Source organism: Streptomyces sp. NPDC050549 (assembly GCF_040655035.1).
Lineage (GTDB): Bacteria > Actinomycetota > Actinomycetes > Streptomycetales > Streptomycetaceae > Streptomyces.
On the sequence record NZ_JBFAJD010000002.1, the window covers coordinates 316,847 to 330,599 of the forward strand.

14 protein-coding genes are annotated in these 13,753 nt (G+C 69.6%); 2 read left to right on the forward strand and 12 right to left on the reverse strand.

Features of this window, described 5'->3' with window-relative positions:
• The 10 genes from AB0I51_RS05560 to AB0I51_RS05605 form a co-directional block, all read right to left on the reverse strand.
• Nucleotides 1–1,089, reverse strand: coding sequence for a hypothetical protein (locus AB0I51_RS05560; protein WP_362971705.1), 1,089 nt, complete (start codon nucleotides 1,087–1,089; stop codon nucleotides 1–3).
• 4 nt (nucleotides 1,090–1,093) lie between these two features.
• A complete protein-coding gene (locus tag AB0I51_RS05565) occupies nucleotides 1,094–2,023 on the reverse strand; it encodes a hypothetical protein (RefSeq protein WP_362971707.1) in 930 nt (309 codons plus the stop codon).
• A 17-nt stretch (nucleotides 2,024–2,040) separates the two neighbouring features.
• Nucleotides 2,041–2,934, reverse strand: a complete 894-nt coding sequence (locus AB0I51_RS05570) for a hypothetical protein (protein WP_362971709.1) — start codon at nucleotides 2,932–2,934, stop codon at nucleotides 2,041–2,043.
• Nucleotides 2,934–7,994 (reverse strand): phage tail tape measure protein, encoded by a 5,061-nt coding sequence (locus tag AB0I51_RS05575; RefSeq protein WP_362971711.1) that lies wholly within the window; start codon nucleotides 7,992–7,994, stop codon nucleotides 2,934–2,936. Before AB0I51_RS05575 ends, AB0I51_RS05570 begins: the two co-directional genes overlap by 1 nt.
• Before the next feature lie 19 nt (nucleotides 7,995–8,013).
• On the reverse strand, nucleotides 8,014–8,343 hold the full coding sequence (locus AB0I51_RS05580; protein WP_362971713.1) for a hypothetical protein: 330 nt from the start codon (nucleotides 8,341–8,343) through the stop codon (nucleotides 8,014–8,016).
• 14 nt (nucleotides 8,344–8,357) lie between these two features.
• Complete coding sequence (locus tag AB0I51_RS05585) at nucleotides 8,358–8,876, reverse strand: hypothetical protein (RefSeq protein ID WP_362971715.1); 519 nt, start codon at nucleotides 8,874–8,876, stop codon at nucleotides 8,358–8,360.
• Nucleotides 8,876–9,373, reverse strand: a complete 498-nt coding sequence (locus AB0I51_RS05590) for a hypothetical protein (RefSeq protein ID WP_362971717.1) — start codon at nucleotides 9,371–9,373, stop codon at nucleotides 8,876–8,878. The genes AB0I51_RS05585 and AB0I51_RS05590 overlap by 1 nt, the downstream gene beginning before the upstream one ends.
• A gap of 73 nt (nucleotides 9,374–9,446) precedes the next feature.
• Entirely contained in the window at nucleotides 9,447–9,884 is a 438-nt protein-coding gene (locus tag AB0I51_RS05595; RefSeq protein WP_362971719.1) for a hypothetical protein, read from the reverse strand.
• Nucleotides 9,881–10,312, reverse strand: coding sequence for an HK97 gp10 family phage protein (locus AB0I51_RS05600; RefSeq protein ID WP_362971721.1), 432 nt, complete (start codon nucleotides 10,310–10,312; stop codon nucleotides 9,881–9,883). Before AB0I51_RS05600 ends, AB0I51_RS05595 begins: the two co-directional genes overlap by 4 nt.
• A 253-nt stretch (nucleotides 10,313–10,565) precedes the next feature.
• Nucleotides 10,566–11,033, reverse strand: a complete 468-nt coding sequence (locus AB0I51_RS05605) for a hypothetical protein (RefSeq protein WP_362971723.1) — start codon at nucleotides 11,031–11,033, stop codon at nucleotides 10,566–10,568.
• On the opposite strand from AB0I51_RS05605, the gene AB0I51_RS05610 reads away from it, so the two are divergent.
• Both AB0I51_RS05610 and AB0I51_RS05615 read left to right on the forward strand, forming a co-directional pair.
• The gene (locus tag AB0I51_RS05610; protein ID WP_362971725.1) at nucleotides 11,011–12,234 is read left to right on the forward strand and encodes a hypothetical protein; all 1,224 of its coding nucleotides are present in this window, start codon (nucleotides 11,011–11,013) and stop codon (nucleotides 12,232–12,234) included. The genes AB0I51_RS05605 and AB0I51_RS05610 overlap by 23 nt on opposite strands.
• The gene (locus AB0I51_RS05615) at nucleotides 12,215–12,784 is read left to right on the forward strand and encodes a hypothetical protein (RefSeq protein WP_362971727.1); all 570 of its coding nucleotides are present in this window, start codon (nucleotides 12,215–12,217) and stop codon (nucleotides 12,782–12,784) included. Before AB0I51_RS05610 ends, AB0I51_RS05615 begins: the two co-directional genes overlap by 20 nt.
• A gap of 137 nt (nucleotides 12,785–12,921) precedes the next feature.
• On the opposite strand, the gene AB0I51_RS05620 is transcribed toward AB0I51_RS05615, so the two are convergent.
• Together AB0I51_RS05620 and AB0I51_RS05625 are read right to left on the reverse strand one after the other, a co-directional pair.
• On the reverse strand, nucleotides 12,922–13,338 hold the full coding sequence (locus AB0I51_RS05620) for a DUF6093 family protein (protein ID WP_362971729.1): 417 nt from the start codon (nucleotides 13,336–13,338) through the stop codon (nucleotides 12,922–12,924).
• Nucleotides 13,328–13,690 (reverse strand): hypothetical protein, encoded by a 363-nt coding sequence (locus tag AB0I51_RS05625; RefSeq protein WP_362971731.1) that lies wholly within the window; start codon nucleotides 13,688–13,690, stop codon nucleotides 13,328–13,330. Before AB0I51_RS05625 ends, AB0I51_RS05620 begins: the two co-directional genes overlap by 11 nt.
• Nucleotides 13,691–13,753 lie beyond the last annotated feature (63 nt).

Consider the following 13,753-nt stretch of genomic DNA (forward strand, 5'->3'; position numbering starts at 1 on the left):
TCAGTTCCCGTAGGTGAAGCGGTCGGCGCGGGCGAGCTGCAGGGTGACGCGTTCGGGGTCGTCGCCCTGGGGCGGGCGGATGGTCCAGCCGGTGATGCGGCACCAGCCGTCGAAGTCGCTCCACTGGTCGTGGAGGGAGACGCGGACGTCGTCGCCGATCTGCCAGGAGCCGATCGGAGCGGCTGGGTGGTCGACGACCTGGATCTCGGTGACTTCGCCAAGGATCTGGCGGGCGATGCGTTCGGTGCGGGCGCGGGCGGCGAGGAGGTCGTTGGACTTCTCGGCCGGGGCTTCGAGGACGTACTCCAGGCGCAGGCGGCCGTTGCGGATCGCGTCGACGGCGCGTCGACGGCTGCGGCCTTCGCCTGCGCCCAGCGCGATGACCACCTGGGCGGAGGCGTCGGCGTCGTAGATGACGGGGATGGTGGTGGCGACGTTGATGCCGGAGGCGAAGCCGATGTCGGTGCGGCGGGCGCCGAGGCGGGGCCAGCCGAGCCGGATACGGCCGAGGGCTCTGCCCTCGCTCCAGTCGGTGGTCTCGGTCCACTCCGGGCCGCCGTCGGTCGCGGTCATGTCGTCGACGACCTGGCCGAGGACGGGGGCCTCCCACCAGTCGGTGCGGTACGGCTCGGCCGGGGTGCCGGCCTTGGCCTTGCTGGTGGTCGTGTCCACGGTGACGCCGAGGTCGCCGTCGGGTTGTGACTGGGCGTAGGTCCAGGTGTCGCGGATGACCTGGCAGGGGTCGGCGTAGGTGTACGGGCCGCGCCCGGCGAGGTTGCCGTGGACGTCGTGACGGCGGTGCAGGTAGCTGCCCCATCCGGCGGCCTCGATCGGATACGAGCCGCCCTGGGGTTCGGCGCGCCAGATCAGCCCGCCCCACAGCAGCGTGCGATCGCGTTCGGCGGTCAACACCGTGTTGCCGGGGTCGAGTTGGGCCGGGAGCAGGTGGGCGAAGTGCGGGGCGAGGATGGCGGAGAAGTCGCCCGCCGCGTTGAGGGCGAGGCCGAACTCGACGTCGGACAACGGGAGATCGGCCGCGAGCAGGTCGCCGGTGAGGGCGTGGCGGGTCTGGTAGCGGTAGGCCGGCACGGCGTCACACCACGCCCTCGGTGAACTCGACGTCCGCGATGAGGCTGGTGGCGGCGTCGACGCCGAGGTTTCCCGTCACGCTCTTGCTCATGTAGGTCTGGACGTACAGGGTCTGGGTGGTGCCGCGCAGGGCGGTCGGGATGGTCAGGCTGTCGGCGAGGACGATCGTGCTGCGCCGGGTGTTGTTGCCCTGGTCGTCGTCGATGGCGGTGTCCTGCCCCTGCACGGTGCCGAGGACCTGCTGCATGCGGGCGTAGACGTCGGCGCTGTCCATCCGCAGCCCGGCGAACGTGGTGACGAGCTTGGCGGTGACGGCCCAGGACGGTACCGGGATCCGCCACGTCGCCGGGCCTGGCCAGGTGTGCCACTTGTCGTCCTGGTAGACGAGGCGGGACAGCGAGCCGGGGAACGCGGTGTAGAGCCTGCGGTCGCGGCGCGGGTTGGCGATGGACCGCAGATCGCTGATCATCGCGGTGGTGATGACGGAGGTGTTGGCCGGGATATCCAGACGGGCCAGCGCGACGGCGGTCATCCCGGACGGCACGGCGGTGGTCGTGGCGGAGACGTTGGAGACCACGTGGAAGTAGCCGATCTCGTCGCTCGCCGGGTCGCGGGTGCCCTCGTATTCAGGATCCTCGACACGGAGCACGAGAAGGTCGGAGCGGGCGCTCGCGCCGGTGGGGGCGATGGGGACGATGGCGTCGCCGACGTTGTACTGGGTGTAGGAGCCCTGGCCCCACGCGGATCCGCGTACGACTGCAGAGCCGTCGCCAACCCGCACGCCCGCGCCGGGAGTTGCGAGCTGGCTGACCTTGAGGTCGTTGCCTTCGGTGACGCCCTGCGAGCCGCGGGCGAGGTCGCGGACCATCATCCGGAAGGCGCGGGCGGCGTGGGTGCCTCCGTGGGTGAGCAGTGGCGGATTGATCAACGTCACGTCGTACGTCCTCCGGTTCACAGGGCGGCGTAGGCCGCGCGCCAGGTCACGGCCAGCCGGGTGGAGTTGGTGTAGTCGCGGGCGGTCCACCACAGTTCGCTGGTGCCGGGTGGGATGGTGAAGGTGTCCAGGCGGGAGGCCGGGGAGAGGGCGGGGGCGAGGTTCCCGGTGCCGTCGCGCAGCGCCCAGCGGGTGCCGGGCCGGGTTTCGATGTCGATGTGCTGTCCGCTGCCGAGCGCGACGGCCAGCTCGATGACCTGGCCCGACTCGACATGCCGGATACGGGGGTTGGCGCACGGGCCGGTGATCCGCAGCGCCGGCCACGCGGGGAGGTCACCGTCGTTGGTCATCCAGCCGCGGCGCTCGTCGGGGACGGCGACGCCCGTGGTCAGGGGTGCGACGAGCGGGGCACGGAAGCCGCCCAGCCCGTCGACGGAAAGCGCCAGGGTCAGGGCGGAGGCGTCGTCGGCGTGGAAGCGCGGGTCGAGGGCCGCGAATTCGATGTCCAGCGGGATCCAGCCGTGCAGGGCGTTCGCGGTGCTGGTGGCCTCGACGCGGCGCAGCCGCCCGTACAGTCGACGGGTCGTCCGGCCGGGCCAGCGCAGGCGCAGCACCGCGTCAGCGCCGGCCGTCCTGCGTACGGTGAAGTCGTTCGCGGCACGCTGCAGTTGGGCGAGGAGATCGAGGGCGCGTGCCGGGTTGGCCGGCGTGCGGATGCCCGCTTCGATGCGGATGGTGCGCGGCCCGTACAGGTCGACGCCCGCGAACGCCCCGTCATCCACAGGGTTTTCCACATCCTGGGTACGAAGATCGGGTGCGCCCAGCCCCTCGACTTCGCCGACCAGGATGTCCGTTCCGGGGCCGAGGAGGACTCCGGCCAACTCGATCTGCCAGTCCACGAGTTCGGGCATCACAGCCGCCCTCCCCGCTGGGCGTTGCGCAGGCGGCGCATTACTTCGGCGCCGAGCTGCTGTGGGGTGGCGGAGGTGTCCGAGACGGTAACCGGCATGGAGCCGATCAGCGGTTGCTGCTCGCGGACCACGACGACCTGAACGTTGCCGGCAGGGTGCGCCTCCACCGTGCGGATCGGTGCTGAGTCCCGTGAATCCGGGGCGAGTTGGAGTCCGAAGCGGCTCGCGACATCACCGAGTACGGCGGTCGCCGAGGCGCGCTTGGACGCAGCGAGCGGGATGAACGCCTCGCCTCCGGTGCCAGCCTCCGCGAACTTGATCAGCGCGGTGGGTGACGAGTAGACGCCGGGCTCCCATACGCCGCCGTTCGCGTACGCCAGGCCCCTGCTCGCCTTGGCGAGATCTGCGAGGAAGCGGGTGGCACGGGAACCGAGCGCGGACTTGATGCGGGACTGGCCGAGGTCCGCGACCTCGATGATCCGGTCCTCCTCAAGGCCGGTGCTGTCGGCGACCTTGTGGATGCCGGTGGTACTGGTCTTGATCGCGCTGATGATGGTGAGCAGGTCGGACAGGTCCTCGGTGGCCAGGGTCCTGGAGGCGGCCTTCGCGACGTCGTTGGCCTTCCTCGCCTTCTTGTTGTCCTTCACGGCTTCGGCGGCGAGGGTTTCGGCGTCTGTGTCGCCCTGCTCCGCGAGCATCGTCGCCAGGTCCGTGTAGCCCATCGCGGACAGCTTCGTGAGGTTTGCCTCGAACGCCTTCTGGTCCTTCACCGCAGCCTTCAGCTGGGTGGTGAAGTCGGACAGCGTGACCTTGGCGATCGCGCCCAGCCGTTCCAGGTCCTTCGTCATCTCCTTGACGTACTTGGAGCTGCCGGTGGCCATCTTGCGGGTGAGTTCCACGCCGTCCTCACCCATGGCCTCCAGGGCGTCGGCGACGTCCTGACCGGCACGTCGGGCGACAGTGGCGAGGTTCCTGCGCCAGGCCGCGGCCTTCTTCGACGCCTTGTCGAGGTTCTTCTCGAACAGGGCCAGGTCGAAGATCTCGACCTCCTTGCCCTTACGCTTGACGGTGCGCATCGAGTCCGAGCGGATCGACGACACCGAGATCAACTCGGCGGCGCTGGCAGGGGCGTACGACCAGCCGGACAGGCCGCCGTCCGCGTGCCAGGTGACGTCACCGCCGAAGCGCCGGACGACCTCCCCGACGATGGCCTTGCTGCGCGGGCGCTTGCTCACCGCGAGCGGCACGTACGCCTCGCCCTGCGTCTCCGGCTCGGCCCACACCCGCCAGGAGCCGGCCGGGGCGATCTGGGCGACGTGGTTCTCGCGTCGTACGCCGCCGTCGGCGAAGTAGTCGACGACGGCACCGTGGGCGCGGGCCTGGATGGCGTCGGGTACTCCGTTGCCGTCCCGGTCCCAGGAAGTGGCCTTGAGGGCGACGCCCACGCCGATGATGGAGCCGTTGATGTTGTTGATCGCGCTCTGGATGGTGGCGACCGAGGTGAGAGATGGCTGGGTCGGGACGGTGACCTCGGCCTTGCCGTCCGGGAGAGTGCGGATCTTGAAGCCGAGGTCTTCAAGGGCCTTACGAGCGGCGGCCGTTGGGGCGCTGATCGTGACCGTCTTCGCGTTCGGCGTGGCGCGCAGCTTGTCCTGCATCGCCTGGAGAGAAGCGAGGGCGCCCTTGGCCGCGGCGCTGACCTTGACGTTCTTGTTGCCTGGGACGGCGGCGAGTTCGTCGACGAGAGTTTTCAGAGCGCTGCGGGCGCCCTTCGTCGGGGCCGTGATCTTGATTTCGCGGGTGCCTGGAACCGTCTTCACGGTGAAGCCCAGGTCCTTCAGCTTCTTCTGGGCGTCCTCGCTGAGCGAGTCCACGCGGATCGTGGTCGCCTTCGGCAGTCGGTCGAACTCGGCTTGTACGGCGAGGAGATCGGCCAGCGTGGAGTCCATGCCCTCGGTCTCCAGCAGCAGCGAGACCTTCGACGGCAGCAGGCCGAGACTGTCGGCCACCGCATCGGCCTGCTTGCGCGTGAGCCCGTAGCCCTCGGCGGCCTTGACCGCGGCCGCCCGCGCCTTGACCATCTGCGCGCGGGCGGCGGCCAGCGACTCGGGCAGCGACTTCCCGTTCTGCTGGGCGAGGGCGTATGCCGACACTGACGCGTCGGCGGCCGCGTCGCTCAGGGAGGTGAGGGACTGGTAGAGCTGCTGGCCGTTGCGGGTCGTGGTGTTCAGGGTGCCGTTGCTGTTCAGCAGGGCCTTGCCGAAACCGTCTGCCTTCTCGATGCCGTTGTCTAGGGCCTCGTTCACGTCGAGGACGGCGCTGTTGACGCGTGCCTCAGCGGCCTGGAGGGAGATGCTGCCGCCGGACAGCAGGTCGAGAGCGTCCTTGAGGGCACGGGTGCGGGTGTCGGCGTCGGCGGTCTTGTCCGCGAGTTCGCCGACCGAGGTCTTCAGGCGGTCGTACGCGCTCGTGCCCGTCCCGGCGCCCCGGACGCCCTCGTTGTACGACTTCGCGTCGTCCGCCGCCTGCTTGAAGTCCCCCGACAGCCCGGACAGCCCGCGGCGCAGGTCGTCCGCGGCCCGGCCCTGCACGTCGAACGCCTCGCCTCCGATGCCGCTTTCGGAGTCCAGCACCCACTCGGTGTGCTCTTTGGAGACGGCCTTGAGCCGTCGCTGGAGTTCGGCCAGGCTGGTGCCCTGCTCGGTGTAGGCGTCGACCAGTTCCGACAGCGGGACCTTCGCCTCGCGCGCGACGTCGACCAGACGCTGCTGACCGTCCAGCGTCGTCTTGATCTTCTCCTGCATCAGGTTCTCGGCGGCGATCGCCCGGACGTTGTCGTCGACCGCGCCGTTGGACTCGCGCAGGGACTGGGCGAGGTCGGAGATCCGCTGCCGGTGCTCGGCGGCGGCTTGGGCGGCCTTCTGCTGCTGGGAGGCCAGAAGCCCGAGGCCGAGGGTGGCACCGACGAGCGCGACGCCCCACGGGCCACCCATGAACCCGACGAGGCCGGACATCGCACCGCGCAGGCCGACGCCCGCGGCCCGGGTCATGCCGGTGAGCGTGCCGGTGAGACCTGTGGCCGGGCCTTGCGCGCTGCGGAAGGCGGCGCCCATCTGGCCAACGACGGGGATACGGGTCTGGAGGACGGCGAAGGCAGCTCCAAGCCGTCCGATCGACGTGCCTGTCGACGCAGCGAGGGTCTGCTGCACACGCATCTGCGCGCCGAGGCCCCGCCACGCGCCGGTCACTCGTCCGCTCACGGTCGAGGCGAGCCCGGTCAGCACCGGGGCAAGGCGCCGTGCGAGGAACATCGCGGCGATTGCTGTCTGCACCGGCCCCGGCAGCGCACCGAACGCACGGACCAGCGTGCCGGCCACCTCCCCGACCGGAACGAGCACGGCGGAGAGCCCGGCAACCGCGGACATGGCCAGGTTGGCCGCGGCGACGAGGATGTCCAGGCTGTTCGCGGCTCCGCCCGTCTCATCGCCCAGCAGCCCCAGCGCGGAGGCGACCGGCTCGACGCCCTGGGCCGCGTTGTCGAGCACGTCACCGAGCGCGCGAGCGGCGTTGATCAGCAGATTCAGCCCGGAGGCCAGAGCGTGCTCGCCGAGCTCCCGGAGCGGGCCGACGAGTTGCTCTGCCTCCTCGATCAGGCCACCGAGACCGCTCCGCGCCTGGTCCCTGAGCTCCGGTCCGTACAGGGTGGCGAGGTCGCGCCCGTACTCGATCGCGGCGACCAGGTACGGGGTAGCGGACGACAGACCGCGGGTCATCAGCCGGGCGACGTACTCCAGGCCCGGGGCCATCGCGTCGTACAGCGCGAGGCCGGTCTGCCTGGTCTGCTTCTCCAGCAGCGTCATCGCGCCAGCCAGGCCCTGGCCACGCGCCGCCGTAATCTGCGCGGCCGCGCCGGACTCCCGTACGGCCAGGGAGAGCGCGTCGAAGGACTCGGTGCCCTGGTGGGCCATAGCGATCGCGCCGGACATGGCCGGCTTGCCGAACGCCTTCTTCACCGCCTGGGTGAAGTCCTGCTGCGACATCTCGTGCTGGGAACGGGAGAGTTCCTCGATGACGTACCGCAGGCCCTTGAAGTTGCCCTGTGCTGTCCACGCCTCGATGCCGAGGGAGGCCAGCCCCTCCTTCATCTCCTTGGTCGGGGCGGCGAGGTTGGCCATCATGCCGCGCAGCGCCGTGCCCGCCGTCTGGCCGAGGATGCCGGCCTTGCCCAGCATGCCGACGCCGGAGGCCGCGTCCTCCATGCTCACGCCCAGGCCGGCCGCGACCGGACCGGCGTAACGCATCGCGTAGTAGATGTCGATGATGCCGCCGGAGGCGTTGTTGGCGGTGGCGGCGAGGATGTCGGCGGCGCGTCCGGCCTGGTCGGCACCGAGGCCGAACTGGTCCATGATGTCGCCGAGGTACTTCGCGGAGTCGGCGGCGTTCACCCCGGCAGCGGCGGCGAGTTGGAGTGAGGCGCGGGTGGCGCTGATCGCCTGGTCGGTACGGAATCCCGCTTTCGCCAGCTCCACCATGGCTTCGGCGGCGTCGGCCGCGGTGGTGGTCGGCAGTTCGAGGTCCGCGCCGAGCTGGTTGGCCATCCAGGCGGCGCGCTGCATCTGCCCGGCCGTGGCCCCGGTGACGGCGGAGAAGACGTTCATCTGCCGCTGGTAGCGGTTGCCCTCCTCCAGCAGCTGGCCGGTGCCCAGGATCAGTGCCCCGCCGGCGAGAAGCCGGGACAGCGCAGCGGCCTGCTTCCCCACGCCCCTGAGGGAGCGCTCAGCCCCGCTTGCCTCGGCGCTCGTCCGGCGGAGACCGCTGCCCGCCTGGCTGCCACGGGTCCCGAGCGCGCCGAGCCGGGTTGCCGCCGTACGGGCCCGAGTTCCCAGGGTGTCGATCCGCTGGGCGGTGCGACGGCTGGAAGCGTCCAGCTGTGCCAGACGCCGGTCGAGGTCACGGGTGCGGCGCCCGAGATCCTGAGCCGCGTCGGCGGCCGAACGCAGACCGGAGATCAGGTTGTTGGCCTGCGCGGTCAGCTGGACGGTCAGGCTGTACGTCGCCACCCGCCCTCTTCACCTCCCTCTATGTGTCGTCGCCGCGGTGCAGGTGCTCGTACGTCCGCCGGGGCAGGAGCGTGACCTTGATGCCGTAGCCGGCCCGCCCCTCGGGCACGCGGTCGCGTTCCTGGGCGATCAGCTCGCAGCCGGGGCAGCGCACGGTGTCGGTGACGTAGGCGTGCCGGTCGTCCTGCCACTCCGCCTCACGGGTACGGCAGTCCGGGCAGAGCGAGCGCTGCCTCGCCTGCCACGCCAGGGCCTTCGCACGGTCGAGTTCGGACCAGCGGCCGTCACCCCCGAGGAAATGCGAGTGCGGGATGCGGTAGGTCTCGCACAGCTCCAACTCGGCCCTCAACTGGGGATCGGCCGTCAGTCTTTTCCCAGGTCTGCTCGGGACTCCTGCTGCACTTGCCAGGCGGCCTCCCACAGGGCGTTCGCGTCCGGCGCCGACCAGGAATCCAGCAGCTCGCGGGCCTCGGTCTCGCTCATGCCGTCCGTGCTGGAGGCGGCGATGAGCGCGGCGGGGAAGGTGTCCGGGTTGAACGCCGCCCCGTCGGCGGCCTGTTGGTCGGTCGGCGGATGGGCGTGGATGAGCTCCTCGAGAACCGGCCGCGGCAGCGCGCGAAAGCGCAGAGAGACGGAGGCCGTGTCGAAGGCTCTGCGTGCGGCCGCGTACCGCTCGGCGGCCGTAGTCGCCCGGGCGGCAAGCGACGCGTTGTCCGGATCGCTGTCGGCGAGAAGCTGGGCACGGACGGCGGCGCGCTTGGCTTCGTCGTAGTCTGTGCGCCGCGCTGCGTCGTCGCAGATCTGCAGAACGCGCTCTGGCAGGGAGCGGCGGCGCAGCCGCTCCATCTTCTGCTCCCACGTCACCTCGCGCCTGGCGGCCATCAGCTGCCCCCACCGGAGGCGGCGGGCACGGCGGCGTCAAGCGTCGGCGGTGAGGTGATCGAGAAGACCGCCTGGAACTTCGCGGCCTCGTTGCCCGCGTTGTACTGCGGGGTGCGCGAGGCCACCTGGACGGGAAAGCTGTCCAGGGACTTCGAGCCGGGGATGTCGCCCTTCCGCAGGAACACCACGTAGCCGACGGCGCCCTTGGGCAGCAGCGTCTCGACGGCGTCGCTGAGCTGGTCCTCGTAGAAGGTGATCGAGGAGTTGTCGGCCTTGTCGTTGCCGGGGATGGAGGAGGAGAACGTCGACGCCATGTCGGGCGTCTCGATCGACTCGTTCGTCAGCGACCAGCCGTCGACATCGCTCATCGCCTCGGTCAGGTCGGTGGAGTTCGGGGCGGAGATCTCCGCACGGGTGGGGATCCTGGTCGGGGCGGCGATGCTCTTCAACCAGAGAATCTTGGTGATGCCGCGCCGCATGAAGCGCTGCTGAGCCACGGGCACTCCGAAGGAGAGAACCGCGCCGGGCTCGTCGGCCGGGCGTCCGCGTGGCTCCGCGGTGAGAGGAGGATCAGGCAGGCGTCACGGTGATCGTGAACCGCTGCACGTAGGTAACGATACTGCCGTGCGATCCGTCAACCGGCTCGCCTTCCGCGTCGTAGGCCAACTCCCGGTCGATCACCCGGAGTTCAGCGACGGGAATGTCCGTACGCCAGCCGTTCTGCGTGCGGTCGAAGAGCGTGGCGCGGACCTTGTCGCCGAGCCACTGCACCTGGTCGGCTCGCTCGCCGACGCTGGTTGCCTGGTACGTCCAGGTCGCGTCTGCCTGCCAGTTGGCGAAGGACGGTCCGGAGAACTCGCCAGGAAGGCTGTCGAGGGTCAGATACGGGAAGGCTGCCGGCTGTCCGTCCTCGGCTCGGGGCAGGACACCGAGCCCGCAGGGCCGACCGGTGCCCGCGGCGAGGACGTTCATGAGCGCCCGGGTCAGCGGCAGCCGTGGTGGGCTCATCGCGGCAACACCCCCGTGCGCAGGGCCTCCAGGAAGCCGGGCTCGGTCTGCCGGAACGCGGGCTCGATGTGCGGGTAGGGCGGCTGCCGGTACTGGCGCCCCAGCTGGTCGACACCGACGAAGCCGTACTCCAGTCGCCGCGACTGCGGAGCGTCGGTGAACACCACGGCGCTCACGCGTCCGTCGGCGACGGTCACCTTCACGTCCCAGGATGCGCGGTACTGCCCTGTGATGACGTTCGGCCCCGGTCGCCCGGAGGCGTTCTTCTGGATGCGGACGCGGAGCAGCATGGCGTGGTGCCGGGTGATCGCCCGCGTACGGGCCCGGACAGCCGGCCCCATCTTCGACAGCGCGGTCGCCAGCTCGATCGGGTCTCGGAACACGGCTGCATCGGGGTGGGAGTTGGGGTGCGGATTCAGACTTGGCATGGCGGAGCCTACGGGAGCTGGGCGCTACAACACGCCTGAGGCTGAGGCCAGTTGGCTCTCGTCGAACTCGGTCCTTCGCAAAGAGGGCAGCGACAGTCGGCTTTCCCCCGTGGCCCCCGGAGAGCGCTGGAAGCTGCCGCGGATTCCGGCTGCATTCGTAAGACTTGAGCCGAAGTTGAGCTGAGCGGCAAAGCGAGTTGATCTCGATGGTAAAGCGATCACCAAGCTCGTTGACCTTTCAAGTTTCGCCGGGCTAGCTTCCAGTCACGCCGCAAACGACCAGACCAGCGCGGTGCAAGGCGGGGGGCGCGTCAACGGCGATCGGCCATGTCCCCGCAGAATTTCTCAGCCGCACTTCGTGGGGCTTCATTTGACCCACCGAGCGACCCGCAAAAGCGGGGAACACCGGTGAAATCGGGGAATCGGGGATTTCTTTCGTGACCGAAATATCTGGCAGACGTCTGTCTCTCGCCACTGCCTTGAGCGTCGTCGCCGCATCGGCGGTGATCGGCCTGGGACTGTCGTCGCCGGCCAATGCCGTCTGCACACAGAGCACCAGCGACTCACCGGGCTGCGGCAGCACCAGCAGCCCGTCGCCCTCGCCGTCGGACACCGACGTCAAGCCGACGGACGGCGCAGCGCTTCCCTCCAGCGGGCCGACGATCACCGCGGCGCCCAGCCCGAGCACCCTGGCTCCCGTGTCCGCCGCCGCCACGGTCAAGGGGGCCTTCACCCTGGGCAACGGTTCACCGCTGGCCGGCGCCACGGTGACCCTGACCCCGGTGGACGAGGCGCTGCCGGCGGACGGCAGCACGATCACACCGACGACCGTGGGCACGGCGACCACAGCCTCGGACGGCAGCTGGTCGTTCACGCTGCCCTCGACCCTGCCGAGCAAGCTGCAGACCTACGCGGACGACAACGGAGGCGTGCTCTCCTTGGAAGCGTCCTTCTACGGCCAGGCCCCGGACGGCACACTGCTGACCGGTACCGACTACGTGGACGCCGGCGTGGCCACCGGCGCCGCCACGACGGAAGGGTCGGCCGCGGCCCGCGCCGAGACTCCGCAGACCGTGGCGATCCACCCCGACGTGGACGAGACGCAGGTGACACCCGCGGACTCGACTCTGGTCGACAGCGCGGACACCACGGACAGCGCTTCCGACACGTCCGCGAACACCTGGCAGTCGGCGGACGGCACGTCGACCGCCGACTTCAACCCGGACAAGGTGGACGGCGTCGACTACAGCGCCGTGAAACCCGATCTAGGCGGTGGCTGCATACCCACCAAACACATCATCAAGCAGCACGACTACTACACCACCATCGGTGAGGGGCACGCCTTCTACGACACCACCGCCGCCTTCGAGTACAACAACACACTGTCCAGCACATGGGGCATCGCGACTAGCGTCGACGGGGCGCACTGGTCGATCACCGGAAAGATCTCCCGCAAGAACACCACCGGCCACGCGGTCGGCTTCTCGAACCAGGGGCCGCGCTGGGCCAAGCGCTTCCAGATTCCCATCGAATACCAGGACGTCGACCACCAGGTTGCCTGTCCCTACAAGACCACGCATACGTACTCCATCGTTCCGGTGAAGTACGACATTCCGTCCGGGGGCGCTGTGGCGAGGTACGGCGCCGATGTCAGTTCCAAGGACGGACCGACCCCCTTCCGGAATTCCAACCCGGCCTACCGCGCGGTTCTCGCAAAGAAGACGTACGCGACCATCACCTCCGGAAACTCGATCACCTACGGTGTCGCAGTCAAGGCGTTCGGGGTGTCGCTCAGCCTCGACACGGAGTACGGCGCGTCGCACTACCAGAAGATCTCTGCCGGATCGGGCGGCCAGGAGCACGACATCTGGGGCGCCAAGGGCAAGATTTCGGGGAACCCCGGTGTCATCTACTCGTACTAGCGGCCGCGGCCGCGCCCTGTCCCTCGCCGTGGCGGCCCTGCTGGCCTGTGCGACAGGTTGCGCGGGCTCGACGGGCGGCGGGGTTGCCACGGGGACGGCGCTGCAGGGGGAGGGGCCGACAACGACCGGGGCCATCGGCTTCTCGGACGTGAAGGTCGGTGGCATCTACCGCATGGCCTTCCCCCTGACGAGGAACATCTCCAAGCAGGCCGTCTCCGTCACCGGCGTCAAGCTCCTGAACATCCCGGCGGGCGGCAAGTTGCTCGGTTACTCCGTCTACTCGGTGAAGGACACGCCCGGCTACCGGCTGGGCTACCAGGAGACCGCACATCCCACCGCCGGCGACGTGGATCTCGACAAGTACCCGAACTATGCGGGGCACCCGTACACCATCAAGCCGGGGGTGCTCAGCGACAAGTACGCGGTGGTACGGCTCAAGGTCACCGCAAAGGTGACCAAGCCCGTCACGGGCTGCGAGGCGGACTACACCCAGGCCGGACGGACCTACCACCAGACCCTCACCTGCAGGTTCCAGCTCGACATGGCCTGAACGAGCTCGACGGCACGGCCACCTCCTGACCGTACGGCCCACCTGTGACGCCCTGCCCCCGACTGCCGGGGCAGGGCGTCATGTGTTCCCGCAGGCGATCCCACCGGAATGGGAGCGAAGTCCCCGTAGCCGTGACGTCATTCAGCGGACTCCAGCCGCAGGAACCGTACGACGACATAGGTTCCAACACCGATGTCAGTCACGCGGAACCGTCGGCCCACGAGCTGCGGATCGCGCACCGAGCGGGCAACGCTCAGCACATCGTCGACGGCCGCCGACGGCGCGGTGAGCGGCAGCAGTCCCTGATACGCGGTGGACGCCGACTGCGCTGCGACAACGGCGTCGAGAGACGGCACGACGCTGAGCTGCCCCGAGCGCACGATCGCTCCCGAGCCCTCCCACAAAAGGACGGGAGCCGCACCAGACGGCTCCAACTGGCCTGTTACCTCATCGAGTTCGTCTCCGGTGACTCCCGCCCTCTCCCGCCACAGCTGAAGTTCGTCGTCGAGCAGTTTCTCCACGATCCGACGCATACCGGAGAGATCAAGCGCCACGGGCCCACTCCGCCAGTTGCCTCAGCACGGCGGCCGTCGTGCCGCCCGGTACGTTCTCCAGGTCGATGCGGGCAAGAGCCGCTCGTTCCACCTCGATGGGATCCATGGCCCCGAGAAACGCGGCCGCCGCGGGACCAGGCTCGGGCGGGACTCCGATCCGCACGCGAGCCAGTAGATCCAGCGAGGCCGGACACTCCCTGGTCGGCGACAACTGCAGCACGGCGAGAGGGAGGCCGTCAGGCTCGGCGTGCACGTCGACGGACGTCACGAAGTCGCTGACGTCGTTCCCGTCCACGGCGACCGCGTACGAGCCGCCGCTCATCGTCATCTGGAACCGGTTCGGTGTCGTCACCGGCGGAGCCTAAACCCTTGTCAAGCGCGACGGAGGAAAGCTAGCCAATCACTCAGAAACACC